Genomic DNA, 13,752 nt, shown 5'->3' with positions numbered 1-13,752 from the left:
GTAGTGTTAAGCGACGTAGCACAGCACTTCGCCACCGACACCGGAGGCACGCGCTTTGCGATCAGTCATAACACCCTTGGGGGTGGTCACGATGGCAACGCCGAGTCCGTTTTGGACTTGGGGAATTGCTTCGCTGCCACGGTACACGCGCAGGCCGGGACGGCTTACACGCTCAATACGCTCGATCACAGGGCGACCGGCATAATATTTCAGGGCGATTTCGAGTTCAGCCTTGCCACCTTCAGTGGAAATTTTGAAACCGTCGATGTAGCCTTCGTCTTTCAACACTTGGGCAATAGCGACCTTCACTTTGGAAGAAGGCACCGAGACAGTCGTCTTGGCAACCATTTGCGCATTGCGGATACGTGTCAACAGATCGGCGATGGGATCACTCATACTCATGTTCAGTTCTCCTATCGCTTACCAGCTGGCCTTGACTATGCCGGGGATTTCACCAGCAAAGGCCATTTCACGAATCTTCGCACGTGCCAGACCGAAATGCTGGAACGTTCCACGGGGACGACCCGTGATCGAGCAGCGGTTACGCTGGCGAGTGGGGTTTGCATTGCGAGGCAGTTTCTGCAGACCCAGACGAGCCTCAGCGCGCTCTTCATCAGAGCGTTTTGCATCACCAGCAATCGCCTTCAGTTCCGCGTATTTCTTCGCGTACTTGGCAGCCAGCTGATCACGCTTGAGCTCGCGTTGGATTAAAGCCATTTTTGCCATAGGTGACCTCAGTTCTTGAACGGAAAGCGGAAGCCAGCGAGAAGCGCTTTGCACTCTTCGTCGGTCTTGGCCGTTGTGGTGATGCTGATATTGAGGCCGCGCAAGGCGTCAACCTTGTCATATTCAATCTCAGGGAAAATGATCTGTTCTTTGACGCCGATGTTGTAATTGCCACGGCCATCAAATGCACGACCAGAAATACCACGGAAGTCACGGACGCGGGGCAAAGCCACAGTCACGAAACGATCCAGGAATTCGTACATCTGAACGCCACGCAGTGTCACCATGCAACCAATGGCCTGGCCTTCACGGATCTTGAATCCAGCGATAGCTTTCTTGGACTTGGTGACCACAGGCTTTTGCCCTGCGATCTTGGTCAGGTCGCTCACAGCGTTGTCCATGACCTTCTTGTCGGCAACCGCTTCGCTCACACCCATGTTCAGGGTGATCTTGGTCAGACGGGGCACTTGCATGGGCGAGGTGTAGCCAAACTTGGCTGTCAGCTCAGGCGCCACTTTTTCACGATAGTGTTGTTGGAGACGTGCCATGGTTATGCCACCTTGATTTCTTCGCCGCTGGACTTGTAAACGCGAACGCGTTTGCCGTCAGCCAGCACCTTGATACCAACACGGTCAGCCTTGCCAGTCGCAGCATTGAAAATTGCCACGTTGGATTGGTGAATAGGCATGGTCTTCTCAACAATGCCGCCGGTTGTGCCCTTCATGGGGTTTGGCTTGGTGTGCTTCTTCACCAAGTTAATACCTTCGACGATCACATGGGAATCATCCTTGCGCAAGGAGATCACTCCACGCTTGCCCTTGTCGCGGCCTGCGATTACGATGACTTCGTCGCCTTTGCGAATCTTGTTCATGGCGGGTCCTTACAAAACTTCAGGAGCCAAGGACACGATCTTCATGAACTTTTCAGTGCGCAGTTCGCGGGTCACTGGTCCAAAGATGCGGGTGCCGATAGGCTCCAACTTGGCGTTGAGCAACACTGCAGCGTTGCCGTCGAATTTCACCAAAGAACCGTCGCCACGGCGGATGCCCTTGGCAGTACGAACCACCACAGCACTGTAAACCTCGCCTTTTTTGACGCGGCCACGGGGAGCGGCTTCTTTGATGCTAACTTTGATGATGTCGCCCACAGACGCGTAACGGCGCTTAGAACCACCCAGCACCTTGATGCACAGGACGGACTTAGCGCCGGTGTTGTCGGCAACTTCCAATCGAGATTCAGTTTGGATCATTTCAATATTCCCAACTTGCACCAGAAGATTGCATGTGCCACTGTGGCATACACCATCAACCAGTCAGTCTTGGGCCCGCTGTCGGCAGCACGAACCACTCATGCTGCTTTCATTTGGGCAGAACCTTCATACTTTTTCAAGCGAAGCCCACGATTGTGCCTGCTCTGCAATACCTCGTCAACACCTTTTTACTCAAGAAAGCAAATATTGTTGTGCCAAGGCGGTGAATTCTTCCGGTCTGGACGGCAAACCCGTTTCTTCCTGCAGGATGACGCCCACCCGCATGGCCAAGGCAATGGCCAGAGCCGCATCCAAAAACAACAAGCGTGACCGGCGAGCCAGCACATCCTCCACTGTCACCGCGTATTCGTAGCGCGCAGCGAAGCGCACCATGCCCTCGGTCAACCCGGGCGCCAATTCGACCTCGCTGCCCGGCATCCCGCCCACCACATGCTGCTCATCGCCGTAACTCGGCAAGCCCGAAGGCAGGCTGACAGACTGAACAGCACCAGAGCCCGAAGTAGCACCCACGAGCTTCAAATGCACCGTGACACCCGCTGGACGTCGGGGTAATAGTTGCTTTTCTGCACATTTTTCAAGAACGTCTTCCGCCATCGCCCGGTAGGTCGTCCATTTCCCACCCGTCACCGTCACCAGGCCACTGCGGCTGACCAGCACCGTGTGCTCACGGCTGATGCCCTTGGTGCTATTGCCATCGTCGTCCTGCGGCTTGACCAGGGGGCGCAGCCCGACCCAAATGCTTTTCACGTCTGCACGGGTAGGTGCGCGACGCAGGTAGCGGGCCGATTCGGACAGGATGAAGGCGATTTCCTCCTCGAAAGCCACTGGCTCACGAGCCAGGTCATGGCGCGGCGTGTCCGTCGTACCCAAAATGACCTTGCCCAACCAGGGCACCGCAAACAGCACCCGGCCATCCGCCGTCTTAGGCACCATCAAAGCCGTATCGCCCCCCAGAAACTCTCGATCCACCACGATATGTACGCCCTGGCTGGGCGCCACCATGGGCTTGGTGGTTTGGCGGCCGTCGGCGGCGTTTGCGTCGCCATCCTTTTGCCGCAACTCGTCCACCCACACCCCCGTGGCATTGACCACGCAGTGCGCCTTGACCGGGTATTGCTGGCCAGTCAGCGCGTCTTCACACAGCACCCCCTGCACCTTGCCATCTATATAGATGAGGTCTGTCGCACGGCAGTAATTCACCAGCAGCGCGCCTTTGGTGGCAGCAGTGCGGGCCAAGGCCAAGGCCAGCCGTGCATCGTTGAACTGGCCATCCCAGTACTTCACCCCGCCTTTAAGGCCCTGCGGCTGCGCCGTGGGCAAGAGTTTGAGCGCAGCGTTTCGCCCCAGAAACTCGGTCCGCCCCAGCCCGGCCTTGCCCGCCAGTGCGTCATACGCCACCAAGCCAGCCCCGTAGAACGGGGTTTCCCACCACTGGTAAGAGGGCATCACAAAAGCCAGAGGCTGCGCCAGGTGCGGGGCATTGTTCAGCAGCGTGGTGCGCTCGTGCAGGGCCTCGCGCACCAGCGAGATATTGCCCTGGGCGAGGTAGCGCACCCCGCCGTGCACCAGCTTGGTTGCCCGCGAGGAAGTGCCTTTTGCAAAGTCATGTGAATCGACCAGCACCACGCGCAGGCCGCGGGCTGCGGCATCCAGGGCCACTCCCAAACCGGTGGCACCGCCGCCCACCACGGCCAGGTCATAGGTTTGATCCTGCGCCAAACGGGCCATCAGGTCTTCGCGGCGGGTAGGTAAGGGGGTAGCAACAGTGGGCATGGCAATTACCGGTCGAAAGAATGCTCGATATTATTCTTTTTGATTCGTTTTGTCACTTTTCAACGCGTTTCTCTTCGCTTATAGTCCGACTACTTTTGCAACACGGCCGCCACCATGCAACCCAACCCTCGCCAGCTCACCCTGCTCTCCCTGGTCCAGGCGCGGGGCTCCGTGTCGGTGGAGCAGTTGGCCGAACACCTGCAGGTCACCTTGCAGACGGTACGCCGCGACGTGCAGAAGCTGGCGGACGAGGGCTTGCTGGCGCGCTTCCATGGCGGCGTGCGCGTGCCCAGCTCCACCACCGAGAACATTGCCCACCAGCAGCGCGAGAGTCTGAACGCCGAGGGCAAGTCCCGTATCGCGCGCGCCATTGCCGCCGCCGTGCCCAATGGCTGTTCGCTAATCCTCAACATCGGCACCACCACCGAGGCCGTGGCCCATGCGCTGGCCGAACACAGTGGCCTGCGCGTCATCACCAACAACCTGAACGTGGCCCGCATCCTGAGCGCTAACCCCAGAACCGAGGTCATCGTCACCGGCGGCGTGGTGCGCGGACGCGACCAGGGCGTGGTGGGCGAAGCGGCGGTGGACTTCATCCGCCAGTTCAAGGTGGACTTGGCGGTGATGGGTATCTCCGGCATCGAGGCCGATGGCACGCTGCGCGATTACGACTACCGCGAGGTGAAAGTGGCGCAGACCATCTTGTCGCACGCCCGCGAGGTCTGGATGGCCGCCGACGCGAGCAAGTTCAACCGCCCCGCCATGGTGGAAGTGGGCCAGCTGTCGCAGGTGGACCGCTTGTTTACCGACGCCGCACCGCCCGAACCCTTTCCCCAGCTGCTGGCCGATGCCGGCGTGCAGCTGCACATTGCCCGCTAACCCTGCCCTATTCCGGAGACCTCCATGTCCCAGCCCACTTACCTGCTTGCCCTGGACCAGGGCACCTCCAGCTCCCGCAGCATCGTATTCACGCCCGAAGGCAGCACGGTGGCCATGGCGCAGAAGGAACTCACCCAGATCTACCCCCAGCCCGGCTGGGTGGAGCACGACGCGCTGGAAATCTGGCGCATCCAGCTCGCCACCGCGCGCGAGGCGCTGGCCAAAGCCGGCATCACTGCCGCACAGGTGAAGGCCGTGGGCATTACCAACCAGCGCGAGACCACCGTGGTGTGGAACCGCAAGACCGGCCAGCCCATCCACCACGCCATCGTCTGGCAGGACCGCCGCGCGGAACCTACCTGCGCCGAACTGCGTGCCAAGGGCTTGGCCGACACCATCCGCGACAAGACCGGGCTGCTGATCGATGCGTATTTCTCGGGCACCAAACTCAAGTGGCTGCTGGACCATGTGCCCGGCGCGCGTGCGCAGGCGGCCAACGGCGAGCTGGCCTTTGGCACCATAGACAGCTGGCTGATCTGGCAGCTGACCGAAGGCCGCGTGCACGTCACCGACGTGAGCAATGCCTCGCGCACCATGCTTTTCAATGTGCACACCAACCTGTGGGACGAGGACCTGCTGGCCGCGCTGGACATCCCCGCCAGCCTGATGCCGGCGGTGCAGCCCTCCGCCTCGCTATTTGGCGAGGTGGCCCCGGCGCTGCTGGGTGGCGCCATCCCGATTGGTGGCGTAGCGGGCGATCAGCAGAGCGCGCTGTTTGGCCAGGCCTGCTTCAAGGCCGGCATGGTGAAGAACACCTATGGCACGGGCTGCTTCATGCTCATGCACACGGGCCACAGCTTCCAGACCTCGCACAACGGCCTCATCACCACCAGTGCGGCGCAGACGACTGCCCAACCCGAATTCGCGCTGGAGGGTAGCGTGTTTGTGGGGGGCGCCGTGGTGCAGTGGCTGCGCGACGGACTGCACGCCATCCAGGGCAGTGGCGAGGTGCAAAGCTTGGCGCAAAGCGTGCCCGACGCGGGCGGCGTGATCGTGGTGCCGGCCTTCACCGGCCTGGGCGCGCCGTATTGGAAGCCCGATGCACGCGGCTCCATTACAGGCCTCACCCGTGGCTCCACCCTCGCCCACATTGCGCGAGCCGCTCTCGAAAGCATAGCATTCCAAAGCGCAGCGTTGCTCCAGGCCATGAGCCGCGACGCCGTGCGGGCGGGCGGCGCACAGGTGTCCGAGCTGCGCGTGGACGGCGGTGCGTGCGTCAACGACTTGCTGATGCAGTTCCAGGCCGACCTGCTGGGCATTCCCGTGGTGCGCCCCGCCGTGACCGAGACCACCGCCTTGGGTGCGGCCTACCTGGCCGGACTGACCACGGGCGTGTACCGCAGCACGGACGAACTGTCCGACCTGTGGAAAGCCGAACGCCGCTTCCTGCCCACCATGGCGCCCGAGCGCGCCAAGGAGCGCATGGCGCAGTGGGAACACGCGGTGCGCCAGACCACGCTGTAAGCCCTTTGTCGGCTTGTGGCCGGGGCTTTGGCTAGACTCTGGCGCTCCACGACATCTGCAGAGGACACAACACCATGGGCAAGCGCATTGCATTCATCGGCGGCGGCAATATGGCCAGCGCCATCATCGGCGGGCTGATCCGCCAGGGCTCTGCGGCCAGCCAGATTGACGTGGTGGAGCCCTGGGACGAAGCCCGTACCCGCCTGCAGGCCGACTTTGGCATCACCGCACAGCCTGCAGCCGGCGCCTTTCTGGCCCATGCCGACCTCATCGTCTGGGCCGTGAAGCCGCAAACCTTCAAGGAAGCCGCCGCTGCCGTGGCCGCGCACAACACCGGCGCCCTGCACCTCAGCGTGGCCGCCGGCATTCCCAGCAGCAGCATTGCCGCATGGCTGGGCAGCGAACGCATCATCCGCACAATGCCCAACACGCCCGCGCTCATCGGCAAGGGCATCACCGCGCTGTATGCCCGCGCCGCCGTCACCCAGGCCGACAAGGATTGGGCCAACGACGTGATCGCCACCACCGGCGCCACCGTGTGGCTGACAGCCGAGGCGCAACTGGACGCGGTCACCGCCATCAGCGGCTCGGGCCCGGCCTACATGTTCTATTTCATGGAGGCCATGACCGAGGCCGGCGCCCAGATGGGGCTGGCGCGCGAACAGGCCTACCAGCTGGCCGTGGCCACCTTCATTGGCGCCGGGGAGTTGGCGCGTGCCTCCACCGAACCACCCGAGAGCCTGCGCGCCAAGGTCACGTCCAAAGGCGGCACCACCTACGCAGCCATTACGTCCATGGACGAGAGTGGCATCAAAGACCTGTTTGCCAAGGCGCTGTTTGCGGCGCAGAGGCGCGCTGGCGAGCTGGGCCAGGAATTCGGCGCGGCCTGAAATTTAAGACTTTTGGGCCTCTTGCGCCCGTATCCATTGCGCCAACAGCTCCGTTTTTTATAGCAAATATGCCCATCACCATCCCCAAAGAGCAGCGCCAGCGCGCCGTCGAATCGATTGAGCGCTACTTCCGCGAGAACATGGATGACCCGATTGGCAACGTGGCAGCGGGCAGCCTGCTGGGCTTCTTCCTGGAAGAGATTGGGCCGCTGGTCTACAACCAGGCGGTGACCGATGTGCAAGGGCGCCTGCAAGCCCGGGTGATGGAGGTGGACGTGGAAGTGCACGAGCCCGAATTCACTTACTGGCACAAGTTCGACCGCAGGCGCTAGTACCGCATGCAGCGTGCTGGCGCGGTACCAAAGTCCGCCGCAAAAATGCAAACCGCCCAGCACGACGGGTGATTGGCACAGCGTTACACTGACCCCAGCCACCGGCACAGCGATGATTGCCGCCAGCCAACACCTTGGGGAACCGTTTTGGGACAGGTCGACACCACGTTGTTCTATATGGACATAGTGCTCACTGCCATGTGGGCATTTTCCTGGGGCGTGATTGGTGGGGCCATGAAGATGGCGCCCAAAGCCACCCTCCGCTTCTGTGTCGCCAACCTGCTGTTTGCGGGCACCGTGGCACTGCTGGTGCAACGCACAGCAGCACCGAGCTATCTGCACTACCAAGGCGTGGAGTGGCTGGTGTTTATGGGATTGGCAAGCTTCCACAGCGGCATTGTGTATTTGGTGCGACTGGACGAACTACCGACGTTGGCGCGGCGCATCAGCCCCATCCTGATCGCGATGGTTATCACGCTGCAAGTGGCTCCCGACGGCAGCTCGTACATGGTGCGTGCGATCGTGTTTTCATTCACTGTGGCCATGCTCACCTTCAATTGCTTCTGGGACTGCTACCGCGGCCTGCGCAACGATCAATTCTCCGCCACCGTACGCTGGGCCATCAGTGGCCCTTTCTTGCTGGCCACACTTGCCATGTTGGCGCGTGTGGTGCTGGTGCTACTGGAAGGCGCACCGACGTCCGTTGACGGCTTCATACACGTTCCCCATTTCACGCCTTTTTTGTGGATGCTCACCGTGATTGTCATGGCCATGAACATCACCATGGCCGGCCTCACGGCGGGGCGTCTGGTCAAGCGCTTTCGCAGCCTGGCTGAACAGGACCACCTGACCGGTTGCCTGAACCGAGCCTCCATGGAAGAACGCCTGGCCATCGAATTCGAACGCACCCACCGTACTGGCGAACCTGTGGCCTGCGTGTTTTTTGACCTGGGCCACTTTAAAGATATCAACGACCAATACGGCCACGAAACTGGCGATCGGGCGCTGTGCCATGTGGTGGACGTGGTGCAAAGCCGACTGCGCACCGTGGATGCGCTGGGCCGGTTTGGTGGCGAGGAATTCATGGTGCTGATGCCCGCCACCCACATCACCGGTGCCCGCGAAGCCGCCAACCGCATGCGTGTGGCACTGGAAGAAACCCCGCTGCGAGCCCAAGGCGCTGACATCCGACTCACCGCCAGTTTTGGTGCCGCCGTGCTGGGCTCCAAGGAAAGCCAGGCCGGCGTGCTGCGGCGGGCCGATGCCGCCATGTACCTGGCCAAACGGAACGGGCGCAACCGGGTGGAGATTTCCATGGAGCCAATTCAAAGCCCAATCAGCCTCCAGCACTGATAGAAACTGCGTGGAAAGCTCCTATATTTATAGTGACGTCCAGTACCCGGCAGCCCCGTAGCGCTCTTTGATGAAGTCGATCCACAGGCGCACCCGCAGCGGCAGGTGCTTGCGCTGGGGGAAGACAGCGTAGATGCCGTTGGGCGGGGCCGCAAAATCCTCCAGCACAGCGACCAGTTGGCCTGCCGCAATCTCGGACTCCACTTCCCAGGTGCTGCGCCAGGCGATGCCCAGGCCCGCCAGGCACCAGTCGTGCAGCACCTGGCCATCGCTGCAGTCCAGCGGGCCGGCAGGTTTGAGGTAAATCACCTCGCCTTCCTTGCCGCCCTTGCTTCCCTTGGCATCGGCCGGCAGCTTGAAGGCCCAGCCTCGCGTTTGGGAGGCATCGCTGGACAACGTGAGGCAGTCGAATTTGGCCAGATCGGCCGGCGTCTGCGGTGTGCCGTGGCGCTTGAGGTAGGCTGGCGTAGCCACGCACAGGCGGCGGTTGTCGGCCATGCGCACGCTCACCAAGGACGAATCCGGCATATCGCCCACGCGTACCGCGCAGTCAAAGCCCTCACCTGCAATGTCCACCACGCGGTCAGACAGGTTGAGCGACACCGTGACCTCGGGGTGCAGCGCGCGGAACTTGGGCACCAACGGCGCCACATGGCGGCGGCCAAAACCCGCGGGCGCGGTGATGCGCAAGTGTCCCGCCGCCTTCACGCCCCCGGCGCTCACGCTGGCCTCGGCATTCGCCACATCGGCAATGATGCGCTGGCAGTCTTCCAAAAAGGCGCTGCCTTCGTGCGTGAGCGTGATGCGGCGCGTGGTGCGGATCAGCAGCTTCACGCCCAGGCGCTCTTCCAGCCCGTCGAGGCGCCTGCCCATGATGGCGGGCGCCACGCCTTCGGCATGGGCCGCTGCAGTCAAGCTGCCGCGGGTGGCGACTGAGACGAAGGACTCGAGTTGCTTGAGTTTGTCCATGGTTAGCTCCGTGGGGAGTTTCTGGATTCCTGCGTGGGCCAAAGGGCAGCGCGTTTTACTCCGTGTCCCCCGCCCGCTACGCGGGCTCCTCCTTGACCTGCGTAAAACGCACTACCCTTTAGCCCCTTGGCGCTCGTGGATATTGCGTGAAAAGCTCCTATTTTCATAGCACAACGCCTTGCGCATGAAGGGCAGCCACATCGTCCGCGCTGTAGCCCAGGCTATGCAGCAGCGCATCGGTGTGCTCGCCCAGCTTGGGCGGGTCCAGGCGCAGGCCCAGGCGCTCGCCGCCCAGCGTCAGTGGCAGCAAAGGCACTTGCGTCTGGCGGCCATCGGGTAGCTCCATCGGGGCCAAGCCGCCGGTGGCTTGCAGGTGCGGGTCGTCAAACAAATGCTGCGGGTCGGTGATGGGAGCGAAGGGGAGGCCCACTTGCTCAAAGCGCTGCGAGAGCTCGGCGCGGCTGAACTGCGCCAAACGGGTGCGCAACTCGGGGATGAGCCAGCTGCGGGCCAGCACGCGGTCGTTGTTGGTGGTGACGCGCGGGTCGGCAAACAGGTCGGCGTAGCCGAAGGCCTCGCAAAACGTCTTCCACTGCCCATCGCCCACCACAGCCAGGAAGATCTGCTCGTTGTCCTTCACGCTGAACACGTCGTAAATGCCCCAAGGCGAAATGCGTTCGGGCATGGGCGCGGCGGCCTTGCCGGTCACGGCGAACTGCATCATGTGCTGGGCCACGAGGAAGATGTTGTTCTCAAACAGCGCACTTTGCACTTCCTGGCCCTTGCCGGTTTGCTGGCGCTGCATCAGCGCGGCCATGGCGCCCACTGCGCCGAAGATGCCGCCCATGATGTCGTTCACGCTACTGCCCGCGCGCAGCGGGTCCCCGGGGCGGCCGGTCATGTAGGCCAGGCCACCCATCATCTGCACCACCTCGTCCAGCGCGGTGCGGTGGTCGTAAGGGCCGGGCAGAAAGCCTTTGTGGCTCACATAGATGAGGCGCGGGTCCAGCTTGCTCAAGGACGCGTAATCCAAGCCCAGCTTCTGCATGGTCTCCGTTTTGAAGTTCTCGCTCACGATATCGGCCGTGGCGATGAGCTTGAGCACAATTTCGCGGCCCTTGACACTCTTCAGGTCCACCGCAATGCTCTTTTTGTTGCGGTTAAATAGCGGGTAAAAACCCGCGCCGCTACCCAAGAGCTTGCGGGTGCTGTCGCCCGCCAGCGGCTCCACCTTGATGACCTCGGCGCCCAGATCGCCCAGCGTCATGCCGCAGGTGGGGCCCATCACCATGTGGGTGAACTCAACGACGCGGATGCCGGCCAGGGGCAAGGTTTTGGCTTCGCTCATGGGCGCCTACACCGTGTAATCCAGCACCAGCACATCGTCCAGTGTGGGTTTCAGAATCTCCACAAACGCCAGATGGTCCGGGTGCGGCAGGTAGACGGCGCGTGCGGCATCGTCCGCAAACGTGAGGTTGAAGCAGTGGGTGAAGCCCTTGTCCAGGCCTTCGGGGCTGTTGTTGGTGCCCCATTCCAGGCTTTGCACGGCACTGATCTTGCTGCGCAAATCGACAAATCCGGCTTCAATGCCCTGGATCTCGGACGGGGTGACGGAGGCTTTGAACTTCAGCAGGACGAGGTGGCGTATTGGCATGGACTACCTTTGAAATTGTCACAAATAGATTGATATTCTTCCATATAGTGCCGCGCAAAGGATGGAATACAGTACATCACTAGCCTCAGGCCTATGGCGGCGGCACCCCTTTTCTTTTTTTCTCGAAAGGCATCGTTCATGTCCAACGCACCGTCTACCCCCCGCACCAGCGCACACCGCCTGCAGGTGGCTACCAGCCTGCACCAGTTCATCGAACAGAAAGTGCTGCCCGGTACCGGCATCACGCCCGAAGCATTCTGGAAAGGCTTTGACGCCATCGTGGCCGACCTGGCGCCGAAGAACATCGCCCTTTTGGCAGAGCGCGACCGCCTGCAAACTGAGCTGGACACCTGGCACAAGGCCAACCCCGGCCCCATTGCCGACATGCCCGCGTACAAGGCATTCTTGGAAAAAATCGGCTACCTGGTGCCCAGCCCCAAGAAGGTGAAGATCACGACTAAGAACGTGGACGCCGAGCTGGCCACGCAAGCTGGCCCGCAGCTGGTGGTGCCCGTGCTGAACGCGCGCTACGCACTGAATGCGGCCAACGCCCGCTGGGGCAGCCTGTACGACGCGCTGTATGGCACGGATGTGATCAGCGAAGACAAAGGTTGCGAGAAGGTGGGCCAGAAAAATGGAAAAACTGTGGGCTACAACCCCAAGCGCGGCAAGAAGGTCATTGAATACGCACGCCACGTGCTGGACCGCACCGCACCGCTGAAGAAGGGCTCGCATGTGGGCTCCACCGGCTACGCCATCAAGGGCGGTGATCTGGTCGTCACACTCAAAGACGGCACGACAAGCAAGCTGGCTGACAAGGCCCAGTTCATCGGCTTCCAGGGCGCTGCCAAAGCCCCATCCAGCGTGCTGCTCCAGCACAACGGCCTGCACTTGGACATCATCATCAATCGCACCACCCCCATCGGTAAGAGCGACGCCGCTGGCGTGAGCGACCTGGTGCTGGAAGCTGCCCTGTCCACCATCCTGGACCTGGAAGACTCGGTGGCCGTGGTGGACGCTGAAGACAAAGTGCTGGCCTATGGCAACTGGCTGGGCATTCTGCAAGGCACCTTGGTCGAGAGCTTTGAGAAGGGTGGCAAGACGCTGACCCGTGGCCTGAGCGGCGACCGTGTGTACACCGCGCCCGATGGCAAGAAAGAAGTGAAGCTGCACGGCCGCAGCCTCATGTTTGTGCGCAATGTGGGTCACCTGATGACCAACCCGGCCATCACCTACACCGCAGCCGACGGCACAACCAAAGAAATCCCCGAAGGCATCATGGACGCGGTGGTCACCACCACCATCGCCCTGCATGACCTGAAGAAGACCAAGAAGGACGCCATCCGCAACTCGCGCAAGGGCTCGGTCTATATCGTCAAACCCAAGATGCACGGCCCCGCTGAAGTGGCGTTTGCCGCCGAGCTGTTCACCCGCGTGGAACAGATGCTGGGCCTGCCAGACAGCACCGTGAAGCTGGGCATCATGGACGAAGAGCGCCGCACCAGCGTGAACCTGAAGGCCTGCATTGCCGCCGCTCAAAGCCGCGTGGCCTTCATCAACACCGGCTTCCTGGACCGCACCGGCGACGAGATGCACACCGCCATGCAAGCTGGCCCCATGATCCGCAAGGCCGACATGAAGAGCAGCGCCTGGATTGCCGCGTACGAGAAGAACAATGTGCTGGTGGGCCTGTCCAGCGGCCTGCGCGGCAAGGCGCAGATCGGCAAGGGCATGTGGGCCATGCCTGACCTGATGAAGGCCATGATGGAGCAGAAAATCGGCCACCCTAAGGCCGGTGCCAACACCGCCTGGGTGCCCAGCCCCACCGGCGCCACCCTGCACGCCCTGCACTACCACCAGCTGCTGGTGAGCGATGTGCAAAAGGAACTGGAAAAGACCCACTACGAGAAGGCACGCGACGGCATCCTGGACAACCTGCTCCAGATCCCCGTGACGGCCACCCCCAACTGGACGGACGCCGAAAAACAAGCCGAGCTGGACAACAACGCCCAGGGCATTCTGGGCTACGTGGTGCGCTGGGTGGACCAAGGGGTGGGCTGCTCCAAGGTGCCCGACATCAACGACATCGGCCTCATGGAAGACCGCGCCACCCTGCGCATCAGCAGCCAGCACATGGCCAACTGGCTGCACCACGGTGTGGTCACCAAAGCCCAGGTGGAAGAAACCTTCCAACGCATGGCCGCCAAGGTGGACAAGCAAAACGCTGGCGACAAGCTCTACACCCCCATGGTGGGCAACTTCAAGGGCGCGGCGTATCAGGCGGCATGCGATCTCGTCTTCAAAGGCAAAGAACAGCCAAGCGGCTACACCGAGCCGCTGCTGCATGCTTGGCGCTTGAGGGTGAAGGCGGACGCGTAAGCA

15 protein-coding genes are annotated in these 13,752 nt (G+C 61.8%); 6 read left to right on the top strand and 9 right to left on the bottom strand.

The features are described 5' to 3' along the window. Positions 1–6: 6 nt before the first annotated feature. The 6 genes from rpsH to U5O12_RS18165 all read right to left on the bottom strand — a co-directional run bounded on the left by rpsH (position 7) and on the right by U5O12_RS18165 (position 3,769). A complete protein-coding gene (gene rpsH, locus U5O12_RS18190) occupies positions 7–402 on the bottom strand; it encodes a 30S ribosomal protein S8 (RefSeq protein WP_094481685.1) in 396 nt (131 codons plus the stop codon). Positions 403–420: 18 nt separating this feature from the next. Further along, entirely contained in the window at positions 421–726 is a 306-nt protein-coding gene (gene rpsN / locus U5O12_RS18185; RefSeq protein ID WP_094481683.1) for a 30S ribosomal protein S14, read from the bottom strand. A gap of 8 nt (positions 727–734) precedes the next feature. Next, positions 735–1,274: a 50S ribosomal protein L5 gene (rplE, locus tag U5O12_RS18180; RefSeq protein ID WP_094481681.1), complete on the bottom strand. Its 540-nt coding sequence runs from the start codon at positions 1,272–1,274 to the stop codon at positions 735–737. A gap of 2 nt (positions 1,275–1,276) precedes the next feature. Next, positions 1,277–1,597: a 50S ribosomal protein L24 gene (gene rplX, locus U5O12_RS18175; protein WP_322580013.1), complete on the bottom strand. Its 321-nt coding sequence runs from the start codon at positions 1,595–1,597 to the stop codon at positions 1,277–1,279. Positions 1,598–1,606: 9 nt separating this feature from the next. Next, positions 1,607–1,975: a 50S ribosomal protein L14 gene (gene rplN / locus U5O12_RS18170; protein WP_007861702.1), complete on the bottom strand. Its 369-nt coding sequence runs from the start codon at positions 1,973–1,975 to the stop codon at positions 1,607–1,609. 192 nt (positions 1,976–2,167) lie between these two features. Beyond that, the gene (locus tag U5O12_RS18165; protein WP_322580012.1) at positions 2,168–3,769 is read right to left on the bottom strand and encodes a glycerol-3-phosphate dehydrogenase/oxidase; all 1,602 of its coding nucleotides are present in this window, start codon (positions 3,767–3,769) and stop codon (positions 2,168–2,170) included. A 114-nt stretch (positions 3,770–3,883) separates the two neighbouring features. Between U5O12_RS18165 and U5O12_RS18160 the strand changes: the two genes are divergently transcribed. The 5 genes from U5O12_RS18160 to U5O12_RS18140 all read left to right on the top strand — a co-directional run bounded on the left by U5O12_RS18160 (position 3,884) and on the right by U5O12_RS18140 (position 8,747). Next, entirely contained in the window at positions 3,884–4,648 is a 765-nt protein-coding gene (locus U5O12_RS18160; protein WP_322580011.1) for a DeoR/GlpR family DNA-binding transcription regulator, read from the top strand. A gap of 24 nt (positions 4,649–4,672) precedes the next feature. Continuing rightward, a complete protein-coding gene (glpK, locus tag U5O12_RS18155) occupies positions 4,673–6,172 on the top strand; it encodes a glycerol kinase GlpK (protein WP_322580010.1) in 1,500 nt (499 codons plus the stop codon). Positions 6,173–6,246: 74 nt separating this feature from the next. Then, positions 6,247–7,062 (top strand): pyrroline-5-carboxylate reductase, encoded by an 816-nt coding sequence (gene proC, locus U5O12_RS18150; protein WP_322580009.1) that lies wholly within the window; start codon positions 6,247–6,249, stop codon positions 7,060–7,062. 68 nt (positions 7,063–7,130) lie between these two features. After that, positions 7,131–7,394, top strand: coding sequence for a DUF2164 domain-containing protein (locus U5O12_RS18145; RefSeq protein WP_322580008.1), 264 nt, complete (start codon positions 7,131–7,133; stop codon positions 7,392–7,394). 147 nt (positions 7,395–7,541) lie between these two features. Continuing rightward, complete coding sequence (locus tag U5O12_RS18140) at positions 7,542–8,747, top strand: GGDEF domain-containing protein (RefSeq protein WP_322580007.1); 1,206 nt, start codon at positions 7,542–7,544, stop codon at positions 8,745–8,747. A 27-nt stretch (positions 8,748–8,774) separates the two neighbouring features. Here U5O12_RS18140 and U5O12_RS18135 read toward each other — a convergent pair whose 3' ends face one another. The 3 genes from U5O12_RS18135 to U5O12_RS18125 form a co-directional block, all read right to left on the bottom strand. Beyond that, entirely contained in the window at positions 8,775–9,716 is a 942-nt protein-coding gene (locus tag U5O12_RS18135) for a LysR family transcriptional regulator (protein WP_322580006.1), read from the bottom strand. 163 nt (positions 9,717–9,879) lie between these two features. Further along, on the bottom strand, positions 9,880–11,064 hold the full coding sequence (locus tag U5O12_RS18130; RefSeq protein ID WP_322580005.1) for a CaiB/BaiF CoA-transferase family protein: 1,185 nt from the start codon (positions 11,062–11,064) through the stop codon (positions 9,880–9,882). 6 nt (positions 11,065–11,070) lie between these two features. After that, positions 11,071–11,370 (bottom strand): Dabb family protein, encoded by a 300-nt coding sequence (locus U5O12_RS18125; protein ID WP_322580004.1) that lies wholly within the window; start codon positions 11,368–11,370, stop codon positions 11,071–11,073. A gap of 138 nt (positions 11,371–11,508) precedes the next feature. Between U5O12_RS18125 and U5O12_RS18120 the strand changes: the two genes are divergently transcribed. Continuing rightward, positions 11,509–13,749 (top strand): malate synthase G, encoded by a 2,241-nt coding sequence (locus tag U5O12_RS18120; RefSeq protein WP_322580003.1) that lies wholly within the window; start codon positions 11,509–11,511, stop codon positions 13,747–13,749. Positions 13,750–13,752 lie beyond the last annotated feature (3 nt).

This window comes from Rhodoferax sp., from assembly GCF_034519335.1.
Classification (GTDB): Bacteria; Pseudomonadota; Gammaproteobacteria; order Burkholderiales; family Burkholderiaceae_C; genus Allorhodoferax.
This window is presented reverse-complemented; position numbering and strand designations above follow the sequence as displayed.

What these genes read in the sequence shown, in the direction of transcription:
- rpsH (WP_094481685.1), bottom strand. Translation starts at nt 402, where the DNA reads ATGAGTATGAGTGATCCCATCGCCGATCTGTTGACACGTATCCGCAAT.
- rpsN (WP_094481683.1), bottom strand. Translation starts at nt 726, where the DNA reads ATGGCAAAAATGGCTTTAATCCAACGCGAGCTCAAGCGTGATCAGCTG.
- rplE (WP_094481681.1), bottom strand. Translation starts at nt 1,274, where the DNA reads ATGGCACGTCTCCAACAACACTATCGTGAAAAAGTGGCGCCTGAGCTG.
- rplX (WP_322580013.1), bottom strand. Translation starts at nt 1,597, where the DNA reads ATGAACAAGATTCGCAAAGGCGACGAAGTCATCGTAATCGCAGGCCGC.
- rplN (WP_007861702.1), bottom strand. Translation starts at nt 1,975, where the DNA reads ATGATCCAAACTGAATCTCGATTGGAAGTTGCCGACAACACCGGCGCT.
- U5O12_RS18165 (WP_322580012.1), bottom strand. Translation starts at nt 3,769, where the DNA reads ATGCCCACTGTTGCTACCCCCTTACCTACCCGCCGCGAAGACCTGATG.
- U5O12_RS18160 (WP_322580011.1), top strand. Translation starts at nt 3,884, where the DNA reads ATGCAACCCAACCCTCGCCAGCTCACCCTGCTCTCCCTGGTCCAGGCG.
- glpK (WP_322580010.1), top strand. Translation starts at nt 4,673, where the DNA reads ATGTCCCAGCCCACTTACCTGCTTGCCCTGGACCAGGGCACCTCCAGC.
- proC (WP_322580009.1), top strand. Translation starts at nt 6,247, where the DNA reads ATGGGCAAGCGCATTGCATTCATCGGCGGCGGCAATATGGCCAGCGCC.
- U5O12_RS18145 (WP_322580008.1), top strand. Translation starts at nt 7,131, where the DNA reads ATGCCCATCACCATCCCCAAAGAGCAGCGCCAGCGCGCCGTCGAATCG.
- U5O12_RS18135 (WP_322580006.1), bottom strand. Translation starts at nt 9,716, where the DNA reads ATGGACAAACTCAAGCAACTCGAGTCCTTCGTCTCAGTCGCCACCCGC.
- U5O12_RS18130 (WP_322580005.1), bottom strand. Translation starts at nt 11,064, where the DNA reads ATGAGCGAAGCCAAAACCTTGCCCCTGGCCGGCATCCGCGTCGTTGAG.
- U5O12_RS18125 (WP_322580004.1), bottom strand. Translation starts at nt 11,370, where the DNA reads ATGCCAATACGCCACCTCGTCCTGCTGAAGTTCAAAGCCTCCGTCACC.
- U5O12_RS18120 (WP_322580003.1), top strand. Translation starts at nt 11,509, where the DNA reads ATGTCCAACGCACCGTCTACCCCCCGCACCAGCGCACACCGCCTGCAG.